Source organism: Eoetvoesiella caeni (genome assembly GCF_003315175.1).
In the GTDB taxonomy this organism is placed as follows: domain Bacteria; phylum Pseudomonadota; class Gammaproteobacteria; order Burkholderiales; family Burkholderiaceae_B; genus Eoetvoesia; species Eoetvoesia caeni.
Map to the genome: position 1 here is coordinate 320,664 of NZ_QNRQ01000001.1, position 24,653 is coordinate 345,316.

The window sequence follows — 24,653 nt, forward strand, 5'->3', positions numbered from 1 at the left end:
TGGAGGAAGAATCATATTGCGTGGCCATTTTGGCCTCGCTTCGTGCATAATATATCTGCATTAATAATATATATTTTAGTCACCCCTCAAACTGGAGCTATTGTGAAATTACTTCGTTACGGCGCCGCTGGCGCGGAAAAAGTCGGCGCGCTTGACGCGCAGGGCAATATCCGGGACCTGTCCCTTCTGATTCCTGGCGACCTTACCCCCGACTGGCTCTCGCCCGAGCGCTTGCAGGCCCTGACCGCCATCAACCTGGAAAAGCTGCCGCTGGTCGACAAAAACGTGCGCCTGGGCGTGCCCGTGGCCGGCACGCGCCAGTTCATGGCTATCGGCCTGAACTATCGCGCCCACGCCGCCGAATCGGGCCTGGACATTCCCAAAGAACCGGTCATTTTCTCCAAGGCCCTTACTTCGCTTAGCGGCCCTAACGACGACATCCTGCTGCCCGACGACTCGACCGCCACCGACTGGGAAATCGAACTTGGCTTCGTCATTGGCACCAAGGCGCAAAAGGTCAGCGAAAAAGACGCACTAAAATATATCGCCGGCTATTGCCTGGCCAACGATGTCTCCGAGCGCGACTGGCAGATCAAGCGCAACGGCCAATGGAGCAAGGGTAAAAGCTTCGACACCTTCGGCCCCATCGGCCCCTGGCTTGTCACCACCGACGAATTGACCGACCCGCAAAAGCTCGAAATGGAGCTCAAGGTCAACGGCGAAGTGCGCCAGCACAGCAACACCGCCGACATGATCTTCCCGGTAGCCACTATTGTTTCCTACCTTAGCCAGTTCATGACGCTATTGCCGGGCGATGTCGTCATCACCGGCACCCCAGCGGGGGTGGGCCTGGGAATGAAGCCCCAGCAGTTCCTCAAGAAAGGCGATGTCGTCACTTTGCGCATCGACCAGCTCGGCACCCAAACCCAAAAAGTCGTCTAACAGGCGCAGACCGGCCCCTTGCAATCAACAGTAAGGGGCCGGACCGCGTCCGCATGGATATACAAGACTGTGGAGAGACAACATGCTTACCGACCCTAGTTTGGCACGCCGCGAAGGCGTACTGGCGGTTCACTCCGTGCATGAATTCGTTTTCAGCGTTCCGCGCCTGGACGAAGCCGAGCATTTTTACAGCAATTTCGGCCTGGACGTACGTCGCGAAGGCCCCGCGCTGGCCTTGTACACCGACGGCAATCCCCACCGCTGGGGCCGCATCGTGCAAAGCGGCGAGCGCAAGCGGGTACTGTGGATATCCTGGGGCATCGACGCCAAGGACTTGCAGGCCTTCAAAGAACACTTCACCAAGTTGGGCGTGCCTTCCTGCGCGCCGCCCGAACACGCTCAAGGCGAAAACGGCGTGTGGTTTCTGGGGCCGGACGGCCTGCCGCAACAACTGGTGGTGGCCGAAAAAAGCTCGCCCAGCGCCAAGTCCAGCAGGGTCTTTCCCATTGAAGACAGCGACCACGGGCGGGCGCCTCAGCGCAACCACATCCGCCAGGTGCGGCCGCGCCACTTATCGCATATCTTGTTGTTTTCACCCGATGTCCCGGCCGGCCAGAAGTTCTACACCGAGGCCCTGGGCCTGCGGATGTCCGACCGCTCGGAAGACATCATCTCCTTCATTCATACGCCGCACGGCAGCGACCATCACCTGATCGCGCTGGCCAAATCCGACGGCTACGGCCTGCATCACAGCAGTTGGGATGTCGAGTCGATCGACGCCGTGGGGCTGGGCTCGCAACAGATGAGCCAGGCGGGCTACGACAAGGGCTGGGGGCTGGGGCGCCATGTATTGGGATCGAACTACTTTCGCTACATACGCGACCCCTGGGGCAGCTATGCCGAATATTCATTCGACATCGACTTCATCCCGCCCACGCTGGACTGGCCTTCAGACAACTACCCCCCCGAGGACTCGCTTTACGTATGGGGTCCGACCATGCCCGAAGACTTCATTACCAACTTCGAAACCGCCAAATAGAAGCCGCCAACGCCGGAACAGCGGACCCGGCCGCCACGATTGCTGTGCGGCCGTTTCTCGCCGCCATTGCGAACGGCCACCGCCCTACTCCAGCAAGGTTGCGGCCTGCCTGCGAAATTCCTTGGGCGAAAGCCCTACTTCGCGCTTGAAAAAGCGCGTAAAGTACGCGGGGTCCGAAAAGCCCAGCGTATACGACACCACACTGATGGTCATCGACGTATAGACGAGGTTACGTTTGGCGGCCAGCACAACGCGCTGGTGAATAAGCTCCAGCGCCGATTGGTCGACATATTGGCGGCACAGCACGTTAAGGTAAGCCGGCGTGATGCCCACGCGGCGTGCGTAATGCTCGACCGGATATTGCCGGGCGTAATCTTCTTCGATCAGCTGGCAAAAATGCTGAAAGTACTGCCGTCCCCTGTCCTGCTCGATGGCGGCGTCGCCGCTTGCATAGGGTTCGTGGCGGCTCAGCCAGACGAAAATGGCAATCAGCATGGCTTCCATCAATGAGTTGCGATGCATGCCGCCGCCGCGGTACTCGGCGTCCAGCGAGGCAAATGCCATGGTCATTCGCGCCCCATCGTCGCCCTCGCCCACTTCATAGATGCGCGCCACGCTGGGAACGACGCGCGTATCGCCGATATCCTGGGTAAGCTTGTTCACCAATGGATGCGCCAGGGTCACCACATGGCCGACCGCATCCGGGTCGAACTTGAAACCATGCACGCACATCTGCGGCACAACCACGATCCGGCCCGGCAGCATGTCGAAATACTGGCCGTCCAGGCCCACCCGCGCACTGCCGCCGCGCAAATACAAAAGCTGGATCAAACCGTGGTGCTGGTGCAACTTGATTTGCCAATCGTGCAATTTGCTGCGGTCTGCAATGGACTCACAATGCACCATATCGGGCGTCAGCCACTCTTTGTGCTCGCCATATAATTTATAAACAGGAACGTTGGTCGCCATGGCCATCCCTACCCCTGGTTGCAAGTCTCGGCGGCCTAGGGCGGCAAGATTTCGCAATATATTCGAAAAGTACAATTATTATACTTATTAGTCCATTCCAAAAGCCCGCCATAAGACGCACTATATCGAGGTAAGCAGGTCATGCTTATTCACGCTGACCGCGATTATGCTGGATGCGAGACCAATTTGCCCGCGACGGCAACAGACACGTCATATCAGGAGGCTTTCAATGAAAACACAAGTAGCCATTATCGGTGCCGGCCCGTCCGGTCTGCTGCTGGGGCAGCTTTTACATCACCAGGGCATCGACACCGTCATTCTAGAACGCAAGTCGCCTGAATACGTTTTGACCCGCATCCGGGCAGGCGTGCTTGAACAAGGCATGGTCGACCTGCTGCGCGAAGCCAAGGCCAACGAGCGCATGGATCGCGAAGGCCACGTGCACGAAGGCGTCTCGTTCGCCTTCAATGGCCAACAAAAGCGCATCGACTTCAAAAAATACGCCAAAGGCAAAACCGTCATGGTGTACGGCCAGACCGAAGTTACCGAAGACCTGATGAAAGCACGCACCAAAGAAGGCGGAGTCAGCATCTACGAGGCCGAAGATGTGCAATTGCACGACCTCTACACCGACAAGCCGCGCGTTACCTTTGTCAAAGACGGCAAGACCGTTGAGCTCGAATGCGACTACATTGCCGGCTGCGACGGCTTTCACGGCGTCTCGCGCCAGTCCGCGCCCAAGGACAAGATCAAGACTTTCGAACGCGTATATCCCTTCGGGTGGCTGGGCATCCTGTCGCACACTCCTCCGGTAGACCATGAACTGATCTACACCAACCACGAGCGCGGCTTCGCCCTGTGCAGCCAGCGTTCATTGACGCTCAGCCGCTATTACGTGCAAGTCGGCCTGGACGAAAAAGTGGACGACTGGTCCGACGACCGCTTCTGGAACGAACTGAAAACCCGTTTGCCAGAACATGTGGCTGAACGCCTGGTTACCGGCCCCTCCATCGAAAAAAGCATTGCGCCGCTGCGCAGCTTCGTCACCGAACCCATGAAGTACGGCAACCTGTTCCTGGTCGGCGATGCGGCGCACATTGTGCCGCCCACCGGCGCCAAGGGCCTGAATCTGGCCGCCAGCGACGTGCACTACCTGTCCCGCATCCTGATCAAGGTATACAAGGAACAGCGCACCGACCTGCTGGATAAATATTCCGAAATCGCACTGCGCCGCATTTGGAAAGCCGAGCGCTTCTCGTGGTGGATGACTTCCATGCTGCACAAGTTCTCCGACGACGGTTTCGGCCAGCGCATTCAGCTAGCCGAGCTTGACTACTACACAAATTCGGAAGCAGGCCTGACCAACATCGCCGAAAACTACGTAGGACTGCCCTACGAGCCTATAGAGTAAATACCTTAGCCCGCCAAGCGCGGCCTATGATGAAAACCTGGCCGCACCGAGCAGCCAGGTTTTTTTTTGCTTACAGCAATTCTTTACGCAGGGCCGCGGGGGTCTTCGGCGACAGCATGCCGGGGGGGACGTCGAACACTGTCTTGGCGCCTGTTTGCCCCAGCTGGTTCAAACGGTAAGCCGCGCGGGCGTAGGCCACCAGCACGCTGGAAGTGAATTCGGGATTGCTGCCCAATTTAAGCGAGTACTCCACGACCTGATCATTGCCGCCGCCGGTAGTGCCGCTGCGGATGACAAATCCGCCGTGCGGCATGGCCGCGTGCTCGCGCGCCAGTTCTTCTTCGGTTATGAAATTGACCGTCGTATCGTAGTCGGCAAAATAGTCCGGCATGGTGACGATGGCGTGTTCGACCTGGGCCGCATCGGCACCTTGCTCCAGTACCACATAGCAGTCGCGTGTGTGCTTTTCGCGAGTGGACAACTGCGGCAGCGACCCGCTGCGCACGCGCTCGACCGCAGCCTGAACCGGCAGGGTGTACTGTACTGCGCCCTTCACGCCGGGAACCCGGCGTACCGCGTCGGAATGCCCTTGGCTAAGTCCCTTGCCCCAGAAGGTATAAGTAGCCCCCTGCGGCAGCACGACCTCGCCAAACAGGCGGTTCAGTGAAAACAGGCCCGGATCCCAGCCCACGGAGATAAGCGCCGTATTGCCGCCCGGCTCGGCGGACTGGTTCACGGCTTCGAAATAAGCCGGAATCCTGGCATGGGTGTCGAAGCTGTCGACCGTATTGAACAAGGCCGCCAATGCCGGCCCCTGCTCGGGTAAATCGTTTTTCGAGCCACCGCATAGAATCATGACGTCGATACGGCCCTTGAAGCCGGCGACATCGTCAATATGGTGAACCGGCGCCGCGCTCTGCAGCTTCAAAGCCCCGGGTCCGCGCCGCGTAAATACCGCCGCCAGGTCCATATCCGGATTCTGGGCAATGGCCGCCTCGACGCCCCGCCCCAGGTTTCCGTAACCGACAATGCCAATACGTATCTTTGCACTCATGCTTCAAACCCTTACTCAAGACTATATTTTCAAGACGCCGATTTTAGGCGAAAACCGCCAACCGCACTGTCCGCAGCAAGCCAGGCTACGGGATTATCAACCTGCGCAGGATTCTACGCCGCGAAACCGCAATACCCGAACCCCCAATACCCGACTGATACGGCTTTTGCCGGCAGTCCAGCGCGCCGCGGCGGACTGGAGCGTCCACTCCGGGCGCGCGGCCAAAAAAATGCCGGCTCGAGGCCGGCATAGCTGTTTGAGGCGATATCGCAGCAGCTTAACGGGATCCTTCGCGCATCATGCGCGTTGCCTGGGCCGAAGCGGTACTGAGCGCGGGCGCAGCGGGTTCCTGGCCGTTAAGCGCTTTATTCAGCGTTTGACGGAACATGGCGCGGATCTTGGGATAGTTTTCTATCTTGAAGCCGCGCGCGGTCAGGATCGGTTCTTTGGCGTAGACGGCCACCAAGTTGCGCCAATCGCCCAGGTTCTTGTAATAGCTGGCGTCGGTCATGGCGAACGCCTGCTCGGTCAAGGGCAGGTAGCCGGTGTCCTGATACCAGGCAGCGGCATTCTTGGGTTGCGCCAGCCAGGCCAGGAACTGCGCCGTAGCTTTGTCCTGCTCGGCCGAATGGCCCGACGTCGCCCACAAGCCCGAGCCGTCCACAAAGGGATTGCCCGGCTTGGAAGTTACGGCGGGGTAGTACGGCAGCCCGGCAATGCCGAATTTCAGGGTGTTCTTGTCGCGGAAAGCGCCCAAGTTACTGGACGAGGACAACAGCACCGAACATTCGTTATTGGTAAAACGCTTGACCGCCTTGTCTTCCTGGTCGGGCTTGAGCATAAGCTCGGTGCGCACCCAACTGATCATCAAGGACAAATGCCTTACATACATGACGTCGAAATCGAAAGCCGGCTGGGCCGCTGCCTTGCCTTTGGGGACTTTGCGACCGTTTTCGTTGGTGGCGTAGAACTGGTTGTTGACGGCGGCAAGGTTCTCCAGGTTGACGGAAACCGGCTGGTCGGTAACCAAGGGGCAATAGCGCGTGGCCTTGTTGGCCAGGTTGACCAACTGGTCTTGCAGGCCGGGCCAGGAACGCTGCGGTTCGGCGGGAACGATACCGGCCTTCTGGAAGGCACTGATGTTGTAGAACATGACCGGCACATTGACCATGTAGGGCAGCGCCAGCAAGCGTCCTTTGGCGTCGCGCATGAACCCCGCGTCGGCGGCCACGAACCATTTGGCGTCCTTGATGGGATGTTTTGCCAGCAGGCTGTACATCGGCAAAATATAACTGCGTTTTGCAATGGCGTCCGGGTTGCGGTTGTCGTCGAGCTGAACCAGATTGGGCGCTTTTTTGCTTTTTGCGCTTTCAGCCAGGGCCGGTTCGATGGCATCGTTGCTTTGGAAAGACTTGAGCGATACGCTTACATCTTTCTGGTCGCGATTGAACTGCTTGACCAGTTTTTCGAAAACGGCGGCATTGTGGTCGTTAAGCGAATGCCAAACCTGAATGTCGGTTGCCGCCTGGGCGTTGGAAAAGCCCATGAACGCGACGGCGCTGGCCAAGGATAGCGCGCGCAAGGTCTGGGGCGCGCTAAAAAGCCGATGTATCTTCATAAGATGGTGTCAACCTAGAAAAGGAAAAACAGGCTCGGGCGTTTTGCCCGAAATAATATCGGCCAGTGCTCGTCCGGAACCTACACCCATAGTCCAGCCCAACGTGCCATGGCCGGTGTTCAGATAAAGGTTGGAGACGCGAGTACGGCCGATCAACGGCACATTGGACGGGGTAGACGGACGCAAACCCGACCAATATTGAACATTATCAAAATCAAGCGCTGTTGGGAACAAGTCGCGCGCCAAACCTGACATATTTTCGCAACGTATTGTATTCAAGGCACGCGAATACCCTCCCAATTCAGCCACCCCGGCCATGCGCAACTGGTTCCCCAGGCGGCTGTAAACGACTTTATGCGCACTGTCGGTCAGGCTGACCATCGGCGCGCTGGATTCGTCGATGATGTCGAAGGTGGCGGAATACCCCTTGGCCGGATAAACGCGGCACGGCACGCCCAGGGGCGACACCAGATTCGGAGTCCAGCAACCCAAAGCCGCAACGTAAGCGTCCGCGGTAACGCTATCGAACAAACCGTCAGGATTGATTACCTCCGCCTCTTGGACCTGTCCGCCTGCCGCGACCAGGCGATTTACCTGGGTGGAATAGCGAAACTGCACGCCAGCCTGCCGCGCGCGTTCGGCCAGGGCAACAGTAAATAGATAGATGTCGCCGCTTTCGTCCTCGGCGGTATAGTCGCCGCCCACGATGCTGCCGCGTACAGGTTCCAGCGCCGGCTCGATCTGCACGATCTCGTCGGGTCCGACAATACGGCGGTCGACGCCGAAATCGCGCATGACGTCCGCTGCTTTCTGCGAAGCATCGAACTCTTCATTGTCGCGGTAGAAGTTCAGGATGCCGCGCTCGAGATGGTTGTATTCAATGCCCAACTCGGCCCGCATGGATTTCAGGGTACCCAGACTGTATTCGGCCATGGCGACCATGGCCCGGATATTGGGCGCCAGCCTGCCGGGCAGGCATTCGCGCAAAAATGCCAGGCCCCAGGCCCACTGGCGCAAGTCGAACTGCGGCTTGAAGGACAGCGGCGCGTTCTTCTGCGTCAACCACCTGAGCAGCCGCAAGGGAGCCTGCGGATTGGCCCAGGGCTCGGCGTAGGAAACCGATATCTGGCAGCCGTTGGCGCGGCTGGTTTCCTGCCCCGGCCCGGGTTCCCGGTCTATCACCACAACCTCATGTCCCGCCTGGCTAAGCCACCAGGCGGTGGCTGTTCCGATAATACCGCTACCCAATACCGCTACTTTCATGACTCCAACCTTTAAACGTGAACAACTCCGGCCTGGGCCGGAGCATCGAAGCCGCTACCCGGGCCCCTACCGCTGCACATCCGCTTCCGAGGTAAAGGCGTCGGCAAAAAACTCTTCCTCGGGCAGCCCGCGCAGGTGCACGAAGTCCTTGCGCGCGCTCTCCACCACGATGGGCGCGCCGCAAGCATACACCTGGTGTCCTGAAAGATCGGCGAAGTCCTCCAGCACGGCCGCATGCACAAACCCCGTGCGTCCCGTCCAGCCGTCTTGCGGCGTGGCGTCCGAAACCACCGGCACATACGACAGTGCGGGCCAGCGCGCGGTCCATTCCTTTACTGTCTCGTCCATGTACAGGTCGCGGGGGCGACGCCCGCCCCAATACAACACCGCCTTGCGCGCAACGCCCTGTTCCATCATGCGCTCGATAATGGCCTTTAGGGGCGCGAATCCCGTGCCGCTGGCCAGAAAAACCACCGGCTTGTCGCTATCGTCGCGCAGGAAAAAAGACCCCAGCGGCCCTTCGACACGGACGATTTCGCGCAACTTCATCTGGGTTGGACCCGCGCCAAAGACATGATCAGTAAAGACGCCGCCAGGCATATGCCGTACATGCAGCTCGACCAGATTGTTGTCGGACGGCGGATTGGCCATGGAGTAGCTGCGGCGCCGTCCGTCCTTCAGGATGAACTCGATATACTGGCCGGCATAATAGCGAAATGGCTCGGCGGGCGGCATCTGCAAGCGAATGACCGTCACATCGTCGGTCAGCTTTTCCAGACCCATGACCCGGGCCGGCATCTTGCGTATCTGGATGTCGCTGGCCATGCGCACCTCGCGCGCCTCAATGACCAGATCGGAAGTGGGCTTGGCTTGGCAAAACAGGGTGTAGCCCTCGGCCAGCTCTTCAGGCGAAAGTATCTGCGCCGGATTGGGGCCGGCCTCGTAGCTGCCCAAAACGACCTTGCCCTTGCAGGTGGAACATGCCCCGTTGCGGCAACTGTACGGCAGTACTATGCCCGCGTCCATGGCGACGTCCAGCACCGACGCTCCGGGCGCGGCGGTGAACTCGTGGTGGCTGGACTGAACGGTAATCTTGAAACTCATGGCTTAATTTCGTCTGAATGATTTATGAACGGACACGGCAACTTGCATGCTGATTACGTGCTCTTGAATACAGGCTGTTTTATCTTGATTGCAAGCACCTTGCCTTTGCTTGCCCGTTTGCCCGCGTATGGCTCCAGCTCGGTAGGGCTCAAGAGCATTTCGGTTTCTTTGTTGCGGTAAACGCCAACGGCCGTCAAGCCTTCCGGGCCGAAGGCGGCCCACTGCGCGATCACGTCCGGAGCATCCAGTTTCATAAGTATGGTTCCGCGCCCGCCGCCCGACAAGGCCTTGAGCTCGGTCAAGCCCACCACCAGGAAACGGTTCTTTTTGCTGAGCATCGCCAAAGAGGTGTGTCCGGGATGCAAAGCCAGCGGCCGAAGCAACACATCGCCTGGTTCCAGCGTAACGAACTGTTTGCCCGCCCGTTGACGCGTCGTCAGGTCTTTGAGGCTGGTCATGAAACCATAACCTGACTGCGTGCCCAGCACATAGCGCTGCGACTCCGCCCCGGCCATCATGTGCACAATACGGGCGCCATGTTCGACGTCGACCATGGACGTAATGGGCTGGCCGTCGCCGCGCGAGGACGGCAGGCTGGATACCGCCACGGTATAGACCCGGCCGGTACTGGACAAGGCCACCAGGTTGTCGATGCTGCGGCATTCAATGGCGGCATACAGAGCGTCGCCGGTCTTGAAGCCGAACTGGCTTGCGTCATGCCCATGCCCCTGGCGTGAACGCAGCCAGCCCTTCTGCGAAACCAATACGGTTACAGGTTCGTCCACTACCCGTGTTTCCAGCACCGCACGCTCCGCGGTTTCGATCAGGGTACGCCTGTCGTCGCCATACTGCTTGGCGTCGGCCTCGATCTCTTTGATGATCAGGCGCTTAAGCGACGACGGATTGGCCAGCAGCTCTGTCAGCTTGCCCTGTTCGTCCTTTTGCTCGTTCAGTTCCTTTTCGATCTTGAAGCCTTCCAGGCGCGCCAACTGGCGCAAGCGCATTTCAAGAATGTCCTCGGCCTGCCGCTCCGACAGCTGGAAACGCAGCATAAGGGCCGCACGCGGCTCGTCGGATTCGCGGATGGTATGGATGACCTCGTCCACATTCAGGTACACCACCATGCGCCCTTCGAGCACATGGATGCGGTCGGTAACCTTGTCCAGGCGATACTGGGTACGCCGGGTAACTGTAATTGTGCGGTAGCCCAGCCAGTCGACCAGCACTTGGCGCAAGGCACGCTGCCCCGGCCGCCCGTCCGTGCCGATGCACACCAGGTTGACCGATACGCCGCCTTCCAGGCTGGTTTGGGCCAGCAATGTATTGACGAACTCGTCGCGGTCGATGCGGCTGGTCTTGGGTTCGAACACCAGGCGCACTGAAGCCTGCTTGCCCGACTCGTCGCGCACCGCATCCAGCAAGCCCAGCATCAAGGCCTTGGTTTGCTGCTGCTCGTTGGTGAGGCTTTTCTTTCCGGCCTTGACCTTGGGGTTGGTGCGGTCTTCGATTTCTTCCAGGATGGTCTGGGAAGACGCCCCTGGCGGCAGCTCGGTCACAACCAACTGCCATTGGCCACGCGCCATTTCCTCGAATTGCCAGCGCGCCCGCGCCTTGATCGAGCCCCGTCCGGTATTGTAGATATGGGCTATATCCGACGATGACGAGATGATCTGTCCGCCTCCGGCAAAGTCCGGCCCCGGCACCAGGGCCAACAGATCTTCATCAGCCAGCTTGGGATTCTTGAGCAAGGCCACACAAGCGGCGGCGATCTCACGCAAATTGTGCGAAGGAATTTCGGTCGCCATCCCCACGGCGATGCCGGAAGCGCCATTCAGCAGCATGACCGGCAAGCGCGCCGGCAGCAACTGGGGCTCTTTCTGGCTGCCGTCGTAATTGGGAATGAAGTCGACCGTGCCTTCGTCCAGTTCGTCCAGCAAAACGCGTGAAAACGGAGTCAGGCGCGCTTCGGTGTAACGCATGGCCGCGGCGTTGTCGCCGTCGCGCGAACCGAAATTGCCCTGGCCGTCGACTAGGGGATAACGCAATGAAAAGTCCTGCGCCATGCGCACCATGGCGCCATAAGTGGCCTGGTCGCCGTGCGGGTGGTACTTGCCCAGCACATCGCCCACCACGCGCGCCGACTTCACCGGCTTGGCATTGGCCCCCAGCCCCATGGCGTCCATGGCATAAAGAATGCGGCGCTGAACCGGCTTTTGCCCGTCCGCCAAGTCGGGCAAGGCTCGCCCGCGCACCACCGAAACCGCGTAATCCAGGTACGCCTGCTCGGCGTAATTGGCCAGCGTCAGGCTATCGCCCTCGTCGTCGGCGGGTCCGTCGAATAAACCTGCTTGTGTCGTGTCCATACCTTAAATATCCACTTCGGCCAGATTGCCTTTTTCTTCCAGCCAGCTACGCCGCTGGCTCGACTCGCCCTTGCCCATCAACATATCGAACATGCGCACCGTGGCTTCCACCCCAGCCTCGCCGCAGCTCACGGGCATCAAGCGGCGGGTGTCCGGGTTCATGGTGGTGTCCCATAGCTGCTCGGCGCTCATTTCCCCCAGGCCTTTGAACCGGCTGATGCTCCATGAGCTTTCACGCACACCTTCGGCGCGCAGCTTGTCCTGCACCGCATTCAGTTCGCCCTGGTCAAGGCAATACACTTTGCGCGCGGGCCGCTTGCCCAGCGCCGGCACGTCTACCCGGAACAAGGGCGGCCGCGCCACATAAACATGGCCGGTTTCTATCAGCTTGGGGAAATGCTTGAAGAACAAAGTCAGCAGCAGCACCTGAATGTGCGATCCGTCCACATCGGCGTCGGACAGAATGCAGATGCGGTTATAACGCAATCCCGACAAGTCCACCGCGCTATTGCTTTCGTGCGGGTCTACGCCGATGGCAACCGAAATATCGTGGATCTCGTTATTGGCGAACAGGCGGTCGCGTTCGACCTCCCAGGAGTTGAGCACTTTGCCGCGCAGCGGCAGGACGGCCTGGAACTCTTTGTCGCGCCCCATCTTGGCCGAGCCTCCGGCCGAATCGCCCTCCACCAGGAATACCTCGGTACGCGTTGCATCGCTGGACTCGCAATCGGTCAGCTTGCCGGGCAGCACCGCCACGCCGGAACTCTTGCGCTTTTCGACCTTCTGCGCCGATCGCGCCCGCGCCTGGGCTTGCCGTATTGCGCTTTCGGCCAGCTTTTTAGCGGCGTCGACGTTGGCATGCAAGGTCAGGTCCAAGGCATTCTTGACGTAGCCACTGACCAGGCGCACCGCGTCGCGGCTATTCAAACGCTCTTTGATCTGGCCTTGAAATTGAGGATCGAGCACTTTGGCCGACAGTACAAAGCTGGCCCGGGCGAATACATCGTCGGGCAGCAGTTTGACGCCTTTGGGAATCAAGCCGTGCAATTCGGCGAACGACTTGACCGCGCTGAACAGCCCTTCGCGCAGCCCCGCTTCGTGCGTGCCGCCGGCCGTGGTGGAAATAAGGTTGACATAGGATTCCCGCACAACGCTGCCGTCCACAGTCCAGGCCACGGCCCACTGCGCTCCTTCGCCTTCGGAAAACGACTCGTCGTCGGCGCCGGCATACTGCCTGCCTTCGAACATCGGCACGATTTTTTCCGCATCGCCCAATGCTTCGTCAAGATAGCCGCGCAAGCCGTCGGCGTATTGCCACTGGCGGACTTCGCCGGTTTTCTCGACGGTCAGCGACACCTTGATGCCGCTAAGAAGCACAGCTTTGCTGCGCAAGGAATGCACCAGGTCGGCCACCGGAACCACAGCGCTGTCGAAATACTTGGGGTCGGGCCAGACACGCACACGGGTGCCGGTTTTCTTGCGCGCGGCCGTACCCGTCTGGCGCAAGGGCTCAAGCACTTCGCCATTGGCAAACGCCAGTTGATGCTCTTGGGCGTCGCGCCACACTGTAACTTCCAGCCGCGTGGACAAGGCATTGGTCACCGACACGCCCACCCCGTGCAGGCCGCCGGAAAACGCATAAGCCCCGCCGGCCTTCTTGTCGAACTTGCCGCCTGCATGCAGCCGGGTATAAACGATTTCGACCACCGGCGCCTTCTCTTCGGGATGCATCCCGACCGGAATGCCCCGCCCATCGTCCTCGACCGACAGGCTGCCGTCTGCATGCAGGGTGACGCTGATCTGCGACCCATAGCCCGCCAGGGCCTCGTCGGCGGCATTGTCGATGACCTCTTGCATGATATGCAAAGGATTATCCGTGCGGGTATACATGCCGGGCCGCTGGCGCACGGGCTCCAGCCCTTTCAGCACCCGGATTGAAGCTTCGTCGTAGCGTGGTGTAGCCAAGTTAACCCCAAAAATTCCGTGGATCGAAAACTCTATTTTACGGATGTCGCGCGGCGGCGTGCCGAATGGGCTAAAATGTTGGTCTGAATTAACAGGTAATGCACACACGCCCCCGACAATGGTATGCTTATCGGAAATCGGCAAAAACGACGCCGCCAATTACTAGAATACATTGTGTTGCGGCACCGTCGTTTCGTATAGTCAACCTGTACGCATTTATCTACCTACATTATTCAAATCATGAGCGAATTAATCCAAAACGTGAGCGACGCCTCTTTCGAAGCCGACGTGCTTCAAGCCGACGGTCCGGTTCTGGTGGACTACTGGGCGGCCTGGTGCGGTCCCTGCAAGATGATTGCGCCGCTGCTCGACGAAGCCGCCAAGCAATACCAGGGCCGTGTTACCATAGCCAAGCTTAACGTCGACGAAAATCCCGACACCGCCGCCAAGTTCGGCGTACGCGGAATCCCAACGCTAATGCTGTTCAAAGACGGCAAAGCCGCTGCCACGAAAGTAGGCGCCCTGTCCAAATCCCAGCTCACCAGCTTCCTCGACGAATCCGTCTAAAACGATTCCTTGCGCGCGGGCCTGTCTTGGGCCCGCCATCATTTTTGCAAATACCCCCTTCTCTCCTCACATGCATCTCACCGAACTAAAAGCGCTGCACGTTTCGCAGTTGCTCGAAATGGCCACCAGCCTGGAAATCGACAACGCCAGTCGTCTGCGCAAGCAGGAAATCATGTTCGCCATCATGAAGCGCCGTGCAAAGCAAGGCGAACAGATTTTCGGCGACGGCGTACTCGAGGTCCTGCCTGACGGCTTCGGTTTCTTGCGCTCGCCCGATACCTCGTATCTGGCCAGCACCGACGATATCTATATATCGCCTTCGCAAATCCGCCGATTCAATCTGCACACGGGCGACTCCATCGAAGGCGAAGTACGCGTTCCCAAAGACGGCGAGCGCTATTTCGCCCTGGTCAAGGTCGACAAGGTCAACGGCATGCAGCCCGAGGCCATCAAGCATCGCATCATGTTCGAGAACCTGACGCCATTGCACCCCAACGAGGTCATGACGCTTGAGCGCGACATCAAAAGCGAAGAAAACATCACCGGACGCATTCTGGATATCTTTGCGCCCATAGGCAAAGGCCAGCGCGCTCTTATCGTGGCCAGCCCCAAGTCGGGCAAAACCGTCATGATGCAGCACATTGCCCATGCCATCACCACAAACTACCCTGACGCCACGATGATCGTGCTGCTGGTCGACGAACGCCCGGAAGAAGTCACCGAAATGCAGCGCACGGTGCGCGGCGAAGTCGTTGCCTCTACGTTCGACGAGCCCGCCACCCGCCACGTGCAGGTTGCGGAAATGGTCATCGAAAAGGCCAAGCGCCTGGTCGAGCTTAAAAAAGACGTCGTCATCCTGCTGGACTCCATCACCCGCCTGGCCCGCGCCTACAACACCGTAGTGCCCGCCTCGGGCAAGGTGCTTACCGGCGGCGTGGACGCCAATGCCCTGCAGCGGCCCAAGCGCTTTTTCGGCGCCGCACGCAACCTCGAGGAAGGCGGTTCGCTGACCATAATCGGCACAGCGCTGATCGAGACCGGCAGCCGCATGGACGAAGTGATTTACGAAGAGTTCAAAGGCACCGGCAACTCCGAGGTTCACCTCGAACGCCGCCTGGCCGAAAAACGCGTCTATCCGTCCATCAACCTGAATAAATCCGGCACCCGCCGCGAAGAACTCCTGATCAAGCCGGAACTGCTGCAAAAGATCTGGGTATTGCGCAAGTTCATCCACGAAATGGATGACGTTGCCGCGATGGAGTTCATCCTCGACAAGATTCGCGCAACCAAGACCAATGCCGAATTCTTCGATATGATGAAAAAATAGCCAAGCAATGGCACTAAAGCCTCTCACCCGAGAGGCTTAATTGTCAATGGCCCTACTATTTCAAATAAGCCCCCACCGGACAACCTGATACGGTAAACAATTCTTTTAATTTCGCCTGCCCAAGTTCAACACGGCTTAATCCAGGCAAGCACTTACAGAGTACCTTTGATGAAACTACCCACACTCGACCAATTTCTAGACCAAGTCCACGCACGCGATCCGAATCAACCCGAATTCATGCAGGCAGTCAAAGAAGTAATGGCTTGTTTGTGGCCGTTCATCGAAAACAACCCGCGTTATGCCGAATACGGCTTGCTGTCCCGCCTGGTCGAACCCGAGCGCGCCATTCAGTTCCGCGTTTCTTGGGTTGACGACAACGGCCGGGTGCAAACCAACCGTGCGTTCCGCATCCAGCATAATTCGGCCATCGGCCCCTTCAAGGGCGGCATGCGTTTCCACCCTTCGGTCAACCTGTCCATCCTGAAGTTCCTGGCCTTCGAACAGACCTTCAAGAACGCACTGACCACCCTGCCCATGGGCGGCGGCAAGGGCGGCTCGGACTTCGATCCCAAGGGCAAGTCTGACGCCGAGGTCATGCGTTTCTGCCAGGCGCTCATGATCGAGCTGTACCGCCACCTGGGCCCCGACACCGATGTCCCGGCGGGCGATATCGGCGTAGGCGCGCGTGAAGTCGGCTTCATGGCCGGCATGATGAAAAAACTGTCCAACTCGGCCTCCAGCGTCTTCACCGGCAAAGGCATCACTTTCGGCGGCAGCCTGATCCGTCCCGAGGCCACGGGCTACGGCACGGTTTACTTCGCCGAAGAAATGCTCCAGCACGCCAAGCAGTCTCTCGACGGCCTGACTGTTTCGGTTTCAGGTTCGGGCAACGTCGCGCAATACGCCATTGAAAAGTGCATGCAGATGGGCGCCAAAGTCGTCACGGTCTCCGACTCTCACGGCTGTGTCGTCGATATGGCCGGCTTTACACCCGCCAAGCTCGAAGCGCTTATCGACCTCAAGAACAACCGCCGCGACCGCATCGAAACCTACGCCAAAGAACACAACCTGACATACGAGATCGGCAAGCGCCCATGGCATGTGCCGGTTGACGTCGCCCTGCCTTGCGCCACCCAGAACGAGCTGGAGCTGGACGATGCAAAAATGCTTATCAAGAATGGTGTACGCTGCGTCGCCGAAGGCGCCAATATGCCCACCAGCCTGGACGCCGTCGACGCCTTCATCGGCGCCAAGGTTCTGTATGCGCCGGGCAAGGCCAGCAATGCGGGCGGCGTTGCCGTGTCGGGCCTTGAAATGAGCCAGAACGCCTTGCGCCTGAATTGGCCGCGCGAAGAAGTCGATGCGCGTTTGCACGCCATCATGCGCGACATCCACGAAAACTGTGTACGCTACGGCGCCCATGGCAACGAAGTCAATTACTTGAACGGCGCCAATATTGCCGGATTCGTCAAAGTGGCCGACGCAATGCTGGCCCAGGGCGTGTATTAAACCTACGACCCCCGACTCAGGGCGCCGCCAGGACTTCGGGCGCTTTGGATGAAGGCTGGGCCATATCGGGCCCGGCCTTTTTCTTTGGCCCTGAAGACCCGGACTGTGCACCGCTCGGCGCGGGCACTTCATCCAGCTTGGGATCGTCCCAGTCGCCCGACACATGGTAGTGCACCGACATGGCCCGGGCCAAGGGATTGCGCAACAGCCATTGGGTCAAGAACGCCCCAACCCCGATAATCGGGTTGAGCGCTATGCCGGCGGCAATCGTCGCTCCGCTCATGTCCAGGTTCGGCACCACCATGGCCTGCAGATTCAATTTTTCAGTGGCCAGGTTCACATCGCCGCCGATGCTGATATTTCCGGCCGGGCCTTCGACATGGTAATTGTTGAAGTCCATGATGCCTTGGTCGATATGCAAAGTGCCATACAGGCGATCGAACGGAAAGCCTTCTCTGAACAGGCTGGCGGGACTGATGTTTAACGTGGCCAGCCGCTGTATGGATTGCAGCGACAGCAGTTCAAGCAGTCGCGCCGAGCGCGAACTGACGGACTTGAAGCGCCCGGCCTCCATCTTGACATCCACTTTGCCGCTCAGGTCGGCAACATCGAATCTCCAGGGCATATGACGCCAGAAGAACTCTCCGTTGAGCGTGCCTTTGCCTTGCTGGACTATATTGCTGAAGCCCAGTTGGTCCATATACTGTCCAAGGCTGCTTATCTTCGCATCGGCCTTCAGGGTCAGCCCGCGGTTCTCGCCGCTTAGACGCCACTGCCCGGTCCCGCTGAGCTGGGCGGACGGACTCGTCAGGCTGAATTTGTCCAGCCGCCATAGTTTGCCTCTTTCCTGATTGACGCCCGTCGCCGAAAGGCTGCCCGCCATATGGCCATACAAAATCAGCTTGTCGACCTGCAACTGCACCGACGGTATGTCGTCCAGCGCGTTTTCGGACAGGTCGGCCTGAGGCTTATCATCGGGATTGACCACCGCCTTGTCGGCCGAACCCAGCGCCAGGCGTTCGAAATGGGCCTCCACGGTGCCCGGTTTTTTACCTACGGCTTCGTTCCAGGCCACGGTCCCGCTGGTCTGCGCCGACACAACGTCCATGCGCCAGCGTTCCGGCTGGGGCCGGGTAACAGTAAGCACTGCCTCGTCCAACGACAAGCCCTTGACATGCAATTGCCGGGACTGCACGCGCAACTGCTGCAAATCAGGCAACAAGGGGCGCCGGCGCGCGCCGCTGGAATCCGGCAAAGGCTGCGAAAACTCGCCGCTCAGGCTTTCCCATGCGTCCAGGTCAGTAAAGGGAAAGCGCACGTCGACGGTCATGCCCGCCGGCGGCAAGCTTGTCTCCTGGCCTACAGCCAGGTTGCCGGCATAAAAATACGAGCCTTTCGCGCTTCCTTCCCGATGCAGCATCGAAGCTTTGACCTTGGTCCCCAAAGCAATGTCCAGCGCCATATCCCGGCTTTTACCGGCTCTGGCCCAGCGCGCATGCAAAGGCAAAGCCTCGTCTGCCGCTTTGCCCCAGGGCTGGGGCAAATCCAGGTTCAACCCTTTCAGTGAACTGTCCACCGTAAACACCGATCCGCCGGATTTGGCGCGTTGCCACAGCATTTGATAGGGAAACTGGCCTTTCAGGCGCTTCATTCCTGCAAGGCCCACATAATCGGCAAGCGCCTGCGCGGTAATCTGCCCGCGCATTTGCAGCCCCTTGCGCGCGCCGCCCACACCGCCGCTGAAGGCCACGGCCCCGCCCAGGAGTTCAGCGTTCAAATTTTCGGCATTCACGCCCGTGTCGGAAAAATGCAGCTCGCCTTTTACTTTCTCCCAGGCCGGCATTTCCGGCATAAGCCGGAAGGAGTTTCCGTCGAACCGGATCGTGCCCGAGACTGTCGTATCGTCGCTATTGAGCAAAGGAATGCGCAACTGCAGCGGAACCTCCCAGTTGCCCTGGGCACTGGCTTCGGCCAACTGGCCGTCAAGCAATCCGCCCAAGGGCGAATGCTCGGCCAGGGCCAGGTACGTTTGCGCCGCGGCCTGGGTTTCACCCTGGATGCCAAGCACCGACCCATCTTCAATATTCGGTATCCTGGCGACCACATTGCGCAGCAAAATGGGCGCACTGTCCGTCGGCCACATCTTTGCCTGGTCGGCCATAATTCGCAAATCGACGCGATGCAGCGATACTTTGCCGTTCATGTCGGTCAAGCGGGGCCAGCCCTGCTTCCCGTGTTCGGCAGGCAAGTAGTCGATAATGCCGCCGACATAATCGCCCGCGATCAGGAAGTCGCCCTTGGACGTATCGTCTCCCCACGGGAAATCCTCGAGATCGCCTTTGATCTTTACAGTTGCATTTTCTAGCTGCCCGGCCAGCAGGCCCTTGGCCAGCCATTCGCGTGCGTCCAGATTGACGGTATTCGGCAGATGCTCGTCGATCTCGGAAAGCGATGCCCGTTTGAACATACCGTTTATGTCGGCCAATCCGGCCGCGCCCGATCCGCCCTGGCTCCAGCTGCCTTGCAGTTGCAGATCCATATCGCGGCTGACAAGATGCGCCTGCTTGATCGACGCGCGCAGCGCTTCGCCACCTTCCTGCAGGCCCACACCCGCCCGCAGCGCTATCCCATCGAACTTGACGGGCAAGGCAATCAGTTCGCGGGCATGTATTTCAAGCCCCTCCGCCTGCACCGACACATCGATATCCGAAGCTGCATCCGTTTTGCGGGAATGTGAAGGGCCTGACGATGCTGAAGTCTCCGAAGCGGCTGCGGCCCCGGGATTTTGCGGCGGCGCCGAGGACCCGGAAGCCGGAGGCGAATTCGCGTCTTGAGCGCGCGCGGCCGCATAAAGTCCGGCATAATCGGACGCCTTGCCGGCTACATATATCTTTGCCGCACGGGCCTGAACAACAGTATTTGCATCGACGGCCCAATGCGCGTCGCGCACGCTGGCTTGGCCGACCACCCGCCCGGCCCGTCCCTGTTCGAATGCCAGCCAGCCCTGCAGCGACACCTTGCCGGAGTTCAGTCCCGGCGAAATATCCACCCAGGGACTCCAGCTCTTGGCGACCATATCGTCGACATGTACGTAAAGCCGGCCGCGCAAGTCGTCCAGTACAGGGACCTGGGCGCCGCTGTCCGCCAAGTCAAGCTGCCCGCGCAATTCGAAGGCTGTTCCCAAACCCTGCGGCGGCACGGCGCGCAAAAAGACGCGAGGGCTGCTCGTTGCCCCCTGGAAGACAAAGTCCACATCGCTCAGAATCAGCGGCGCTGCGGCACGCGTCTCGTCCAGCCACTGGACGGATGCGCCGGTCAGTGCAACATGGCGCTGGTTCAGTGCCCACCGCAACAGCGCATCGTCATGCCCTGTATCATTGCCGCCCAACAGCTCTTGCAACTGGAAGGGCTGGCCCATTACCCATAGCTTATGCTCGTTGTCGCGCCGAATTTTCAGGCTTAGCCCATGAGCTTCCAGGCTGGCGAACTGGGCCGACCTTGAAAAAATACTGCGCCAGCTTAAAACCGCCTTCAATTGCGGCAAGTGCAGGACCTGGCCCCGCTGCTCGGTGGTGAAGGAGATGTCCTGGATCTGCAAACGGGGATTGAGCCCATGCCACTGTGCGCTTACCTGGCCCAACGTAACCTTTGTGCCGGTGGCCAAGGAAAGTTGCTGCGCAATTTGCGGGCGCCATTGGTCGATATTGGGCAAGACCCAATAACGCACCCCTAAAAAAAGTACAGCGGCCAGAAAATAAACGACCAGGGCGGCTCGGGCAAGAAAGCGAAAATAGGTTATTGGTTGCAGCACAGATTGAAATTAGCCAGAGCGGGGTGATATGCAGTATCTTTGACGACTATACCAAGACTTATACCTGAATTTGGGTCAACCGTCCTCACTATTTGTAATCAATCTATGCCTCACCCTTCCCCTCTGGAGCGCTCCCTGCGCTGGTCCGGCGCGCTGCGCCGCAAAGTCGGCGCCAATGCGGCATTCGAGCAATGGTTGATTCAGGCCTGCGCCCAGCCCGTTAGCTCGTCCGTCATTCATGGATGGCTGGACGAGCTGCGCGGCCAACCGGCCGATACGCCGTTGGCGCTGGACGCCACGCGCCGCTTGCTGCGCCAGGTGCGCGAGCGCGTATTCTTTACGCTGCTGGTGCGCGACATAAACGGCGACGCCCCCTTGCAGGAAGTCGTGGCGGCCATGAGCCTTTTCGCCGACCTGGCGATAGCCCAGGCCTATAAAAGCGTAATAGCCGATCTGGCCGAGACCCACGGCATGCCGCTTGATCCGGCCACCGGCAAGCCGCAGGAAATGCTGATCATCGGCATGGGCAAACTGGGCGGCAAAGAGCTGAACGTGTCGTCCGATATCGACCTGATCATGCTTTATGGCGAAGAAGGAGAAACCACAGGCAGGCGCAGAATCAGCCACCACGAATTCTATAGCCGGGTAACGCAACGCATGATGCCTGTGCTGTCTGAAATCGACGCCCATGGGCAAGTGTTCCGTACCGACTTGCGCCTGCGGCCCGACGGCGACTCGGGCCCATTGGCCTGGAGCCTGGATGCCCTGGAAAATTACTTGATCACGCAGGGCCGCGAGTGGGAACGTTATGCCTGGCTCAAGGCGCGGGCCATCCCTTGCAAAGCCTACGCCGACAGCGATACGGACACCCAGCAGGCCCAACTGGAATCCCTGCGCACGCCCTTCGTCTACCGCAAGTATTTCGACTTCGACTCGCTTTCGGCCTTGCGCTCATTGCGCGAACGTATACGCCAGGACTGGCAACGGCGCGCCATGGCGCGCAACGGCATAGACACCACGCACAACGTCAAACTGGGCGACGGCGGCATACGCGAAATCGAATTCGTCGTGCAACTGACTCAACTGATACGCGGCGGACGACTGCCTTCGCTGCAACAGCGCAATCTGCTCAAGGCCCTGCGCAAGCAAGAAGCGGCGGGCGTCATAGAATCGGATATCGCCACGCAACTGCAAGCGGCCTACACATTCTTGCGGCGCACCGAGCACATGTTGCAGTATCGCGAAGATGAACAAACCCATCTATTGCCGCACGACGCGGCGCTGCGCGACGACCTTGCCCAGGCCATGAACATGAGTCCGGCCGACTTCGAAGCCACCCTGGCCCGCCACCGTGCCTTCGTCAACCGGACTTTCCGCGACGCCTTCCGCATCGCAGGCGTAGGCGAAGAAGTCGATCAGGCCGACCAGAGCGTCGGCCCTGGAACCTCCTGCGCCAGTCTGAACCGGCAAGTAGAGGCGCAGTTCGACGAACATTCCGAAACGCTGGCCCGCCGCATCGATTCGCTGCTCGACAGCCACCGTATACGCAGCCTGCCCACCACCAGCCGCAAGCGCCTGGAAACACTGTTGCCGGCCGCGATCAGCGCGGCAGCTAAAACCGACCATCCCGAGCAAACCGCCATTCGGCTGTTCGACCTTATCGAACAGATTGCACAGCGCAGCGCCTACTTGGCCTTGCTGGCCGAATACCCGGAAACTCTGGCGCGTGTCGCCCGCATCGTCGGCGCCAGTCCCTGGGCCTCGCAGTATCTGCGCCAGTACCCTTTATTGCTGGACAGCCTGATCGAATGGCGCTCGCTCATGGCCGCGCCCGACTTTCCTCAGTTGGCCCAGCAACTGCACGAAGAAATGGATGCCTGCCTGCTGCCCACCGGCCAACCGGATGTAGAACAGCAAATGAACCTGATGCGCGACGCCCAGCGCCAAATCAGCTTCCAGTTGCTGGCTCAGGACCTGGCCGGCGAACTCAGCGTCGAGAAGCTGGCCGATCAGCTTTCAGCCTTGGCCGACATGCTGTTGGCCGAAACCATACACAGGGTCTGGCCTTTGGTTCAGCCCAAGGGCCAAAACCGCGAGCACCTGCCGCCTCCCCGCTTCGCCGTCATTGCCTACGGCAAGCTGGGCGGCAAAGAACTGGGCTATGCCTCGGACCTGGACCTGGTCTTCCTGTATGACGACAGCCGCGAGGATGCGGCCGAAATCTATGCCAAGCTCGGGCGGCGCATGTCGTCCTGGCTTTCGACCATGACTTCGTCGGGCCGGCTGTACGAGATCGATCTGCGCCTGCGCCCCGACGGCGATGCGGGCGTGCTGGCCGCCTCGGTCGAGGCGTTTGCCCAATACCAGACCTCGCACGCCTGGGCCTGGGAGCACCAGGCCATCACGCGCGCACGCTTCGCCGCCGGGGATCCGCAAGTAGGTGCCCGCTTCGAAAACATACGGCGCGATGTGCTTCTGCTGCCGCACGACGCGGAAAAGCTCAAGCACGAAGTGCGCCAGATGCGCGCGAAAATCAGCGCCGGCCACCCCAACCCCTCGGGCAATTTCGACCTGAAGCATGACCGGGGCGGCATGGTGGACCTGGAATTCGTCATCCAATACCTGGTATTGAGCCAAGCCTCGTCCCATCCTGAACTGCTCGAAAACCTGGGCAATATCGCGTTGCTGGGGCTAGCCGCCCAGGCAGGGCTAATTCCGCCGCCGCTGGCAGTGCAATGCGCCGCTGCCTACCGGACCTTCCGCAAGACCCAACATGCGCTGCGCCTGCAAGGCGCGGAAAAAGCCCGAATCGATGCGGGCCAGTTAATTGCCGAACGCGACGCCGTAGCCGCGCTTTGGGACCTGGTCATGGGCGACTAATACCCTGCTTTGAAACCAGGCAAACAGGACACCAGCCCCTTTTGAAGTTTTGGCGGCTTCCTGCCGGCTGCTCGTTTTTGGGCGCCGCCAGGACCGCGCCGCCTACAACTCTGTATTTTGGAATACCGGCTTTGGGTATTAAAATACCGGGTATGACTGAATTTCAACGCCCCGTTCTCGATCTGCCCAAATCCAGCAAAAAAGTTTTGCTGCACTCTTGCTGCGCGCCCTGCTCCGGCGAGGTCATGGAAGCCATGACAGCTTCAGGCATCGACTACGCCATTTACTTCTACAACCCCAACATTCATCCCGATCGCGAATACGAAATCCGCAAGAACGAAAACATCCGTTTTGCTGAAGAACACAATATTCCGTTCATCGATGCAGACTACGACCGCGACAATTGGTTCGAACGCGTCAAAGGCCTGGAGAACGAACCTGAACGCGGCGCACGCTGCACCGTCTGTTTCGACATGCGCTTTGAACGTACAGCGCTCTATGCGCACGAACATGGGTTCGATACGATTACAAGTTCACTGGGCATTTCGCGCTGGAAAGACATGAACCAGATCAACGGTTGCGGCGAGCGCGCCGCGGCACGCTACCCGGAACTGGTGTATTGGACATACAACTGGCGCAAAGGTGGGGGTTCGGCGCGCATGATCGAAATCAGCAAGCGCGAAGAGTTCTACCAGCAAGAGTATTGCGGCTGCATCTACTCGCTGCGAGACACAAATCGCCATCGGCGCGAACATGGGCGCGAAGCAATCACGATAGGCGTAAAGTTCTACGGCAAAGACGAGCGTGCTCCGGCCAAGGCCGGAAAGTAGG

Annotated in this window: 16 protein-coding genes; 8 read left to right on the forward strand and 8 right to left on the reverse strand. The window is 59.5% G+C overall.

Features of this window, described 5'->3' with window-relative positions; translation table 11 throughout:
* Positions 1–102: 102 nt before the first annotated feature.
* Positions 103–942: a fumarylacetoacetate hydrolase family protein gene (locus DFR37_RS01495; RefSeq protein ID WP_113931474.1), complete on the forward strand. Its 840-nt coding sequence runs from the start codon at positions 103–105 to the stop codon at positions 940–942.
* 82 nt (positions 943–1,024) lie between these two features.
* A complete protein-coding gene (locus DFR37_RS01500; protein ID WP_113931475.1) occupies positions 1,025–1,981 on the forward strand; it encodes a VOC family protein in 957 nt (318 codons plus the stop codon).
* Positions 1,982–2,065: 84 nt separating this feature from the next.
* Here DFR37_RS01500 and DFR37_RS01505 read toward each other — a convergent pair whose 3' ends face one another.
* Positions 2,066–2,950: a helix-turn-helix domain-containing protein gene (locus tag DFR37_RS01505; protein WP_170139800.1), complete on the reverse strand. Its 885-nt coding sequence runs from the start codon at positions 2,948–2,950 to the stop codon at positions 2,066–2,068.
* Between the two features lie 229 nt (positions 2,951–3,179).
* On the opposite strand from DFR37_RS01505, the gene pobA reads away from it, so the two are divergent.
* Positions 3,180–4,361 carry a 4-hydroxybenzoate 3-monooxygenase gene (gene pobA / locus DFR37_RS01510; protein WP_113931477.1) on the forward strand — a complete coding sequence of 394 codons (1,182 nt, stop codon included), beginning with the start codon at positions 3,180–3,182 and terminating at the stop codon, positions 4,359–4,361.
* Positions 4,362–4,431: 70 nt separating this feature from the next.
* On the opposite strand, the gene DFR37_RS01515 is transcribed toward pobA, so the two are convergent.
* The 6 genes from DFR37_RS01515 to DFR37_RS01540 all read right to left on the reverse strand — a co-directional run bounded on the left by DFR37_RS01515 (position 4,432) and on the right by DFR37_RS01540 (position 13,728).
* Complete coding sequence (locus tag DFR37_RS01515) at positions 4,432–5,415, reverse strand: diaminopimelate dehydrogenase (RefSeq protein ID WP_113931478.1); 984 nt, start codon at positions 5,413–5,415, stop codon at positions 4,432–4,434.
* A gap of 277 nt (positions 5,416–5,692) precedes the next feature.
* Complete coding sequence (locus tag DFR37_RS01520) at positions 5,693–7,033, reverse strand: extracellular solute-binding protein (protein WP_113931479.1); 1,341 nt, start codon at positions 7,031–7,033, stop codon at positions 5,693–5,695.
* Between the two features lie 9 nt (positions 7,034–7,042).
* Complete coding sequence (locus tag DFR37_RS01525) at positions 7,043–8,296, reverse strand: D-amino acid dehydrogenase (protein ID WP_113931480.1); 1,254 nt, start codon at positions 8,294–8,296, stop codon at positions 7,043–7,045.
* Between the two features lie 66 nt (positions 8,297–8,362).
* Positions 8,363–9,400: a CDP-6-deoxy-delta-3,4-glucoseen reductase gene (locus DFR37_RS01530; RefSeq protein ID WP_113931481.1), complete on the reverse strand. Its 1,038-nt coding sequence runs from the start codon at positions 9,398–9,400 to the stop codon at positions 8,363–8,365.
* A 53-nt stretch (positions 9,401–9,453) separates the two neighbouring features.
* Positions 9,454–11,763 (reverse strand): DNA topoisomerase IV subunit A, encoded by a 2,310-nt coding sequence (gene parC / locus DFR37_RS01535; protein WP_113931482.1) that lies wholly within the window; start codon positions 11,761–11,763, stop codon positions 9,454–9,456.
* A gap of 3 nt (positions 11,764–11,766) precedes the next feature.
* Positions 11,767–13,728 (reverse strand): DNA topoisomerase IV subunit B, encoded by a 1,962-nt coding sequence (locus DFR37_RS01540; RefSeq protein ID WP_113931483.1) that lies wholly within the window; start codon positions 13,726–13,728, stop codon positions 11,767–11,769.
* A gap of 240 nt (positions 13,729–13,968) precedes the next feature.
* Between DFR37_RS01540 and trxA the strand changes: the two genes are divergently transcribed.
* The 3 genes from trxA to gdhA all read left to right on the forward strand — a co-directional run bounded on the left by trxA (position 13,969) and on the right by gdhA (position 17,131).
* On the forward strand, positions 13,969–14,295 hold the full coding sequence (trxA, locus tag DFR37_RS01545; protein ID WP_113931484.1) for a thioredoxin TrxA: 327 nt from the start codon (positions 13,969–13,971) through the stop codon (positions 14,293–14,295).
* Positions 14,296–14,365: 70 nt separating this feature from the next.
* Positions 14,366–15,622, forward strand: a complete 1,257-nt coding sequence (rho, locus tag DFR37_RS01550) for a transcription termination factor Rho (RefSeq protein ID WP_113931485.1) — start codon at positions 14,366–14,368, stop codon at positions 15,620–15,622.
* Between the two features lie 168 nt (positions 15,623–15,790).
* Positions 15,791–17,131, forward strand: coding sequence for an NADP-specific glutamate dehydrogenase (gene gdhA, locus DFR37_RS01555; RefSeq protein ID WP_113931486.1), 1,341 nt, complete (start codon positions 15,791–15,793; stop codon positions 17,129–17,131).
* Positions 17,132–17,147: 16 nt separating this feature from the next.
* Here gdhA and DFR37_RS01560 read toward each other — a convergent pair whose 3' ends face one another.
* Positions 17,148–20,942, reverse strand: a complete 3,795-nt coding sequence (locus tag DFR37_RS01560; RefSeq protein ID WP_113931487.1) for a YhdP family protein — start codon at positions 20,940–20,942, stop codon at positions 17,148–17,150.
* Between the two features lie 105 nt (positions 20,943–21,047).
* On the opposite strand from DFR37_RS01560, the gene glnE reads away from it, so the two are divergent.
* Positions 21,048–23,822, forward strand: a complete 2,775-nt coding sequence (gene glnE / locus DFR37_RS01565; RefSeq protein ID WP_113931488.1) for a bifunctional [glutamate--ammonia ligase]-adenylyl-L-tyrosine phosphorylase/[glutamate--ammonia-ligase] adenylyltransferase — start codon at positions 21,048–21,050, stop codon at positions 23,820–23,822.
* A gap of 152 nt (positions 23,823–23,974) precedes the next feature.
* Positions 23,975–24,652, forward strand: a complete 678-nt coding sequence (locus DFR37_RS01570; protein ID WP_113931489.1) for an epoxyqueuosine reductase QueH — start codon at positions 23,975–23,977, stop codon at positions 24,650–24,652.
* Position 24,653: the final 1 nt, after the last annotated feature.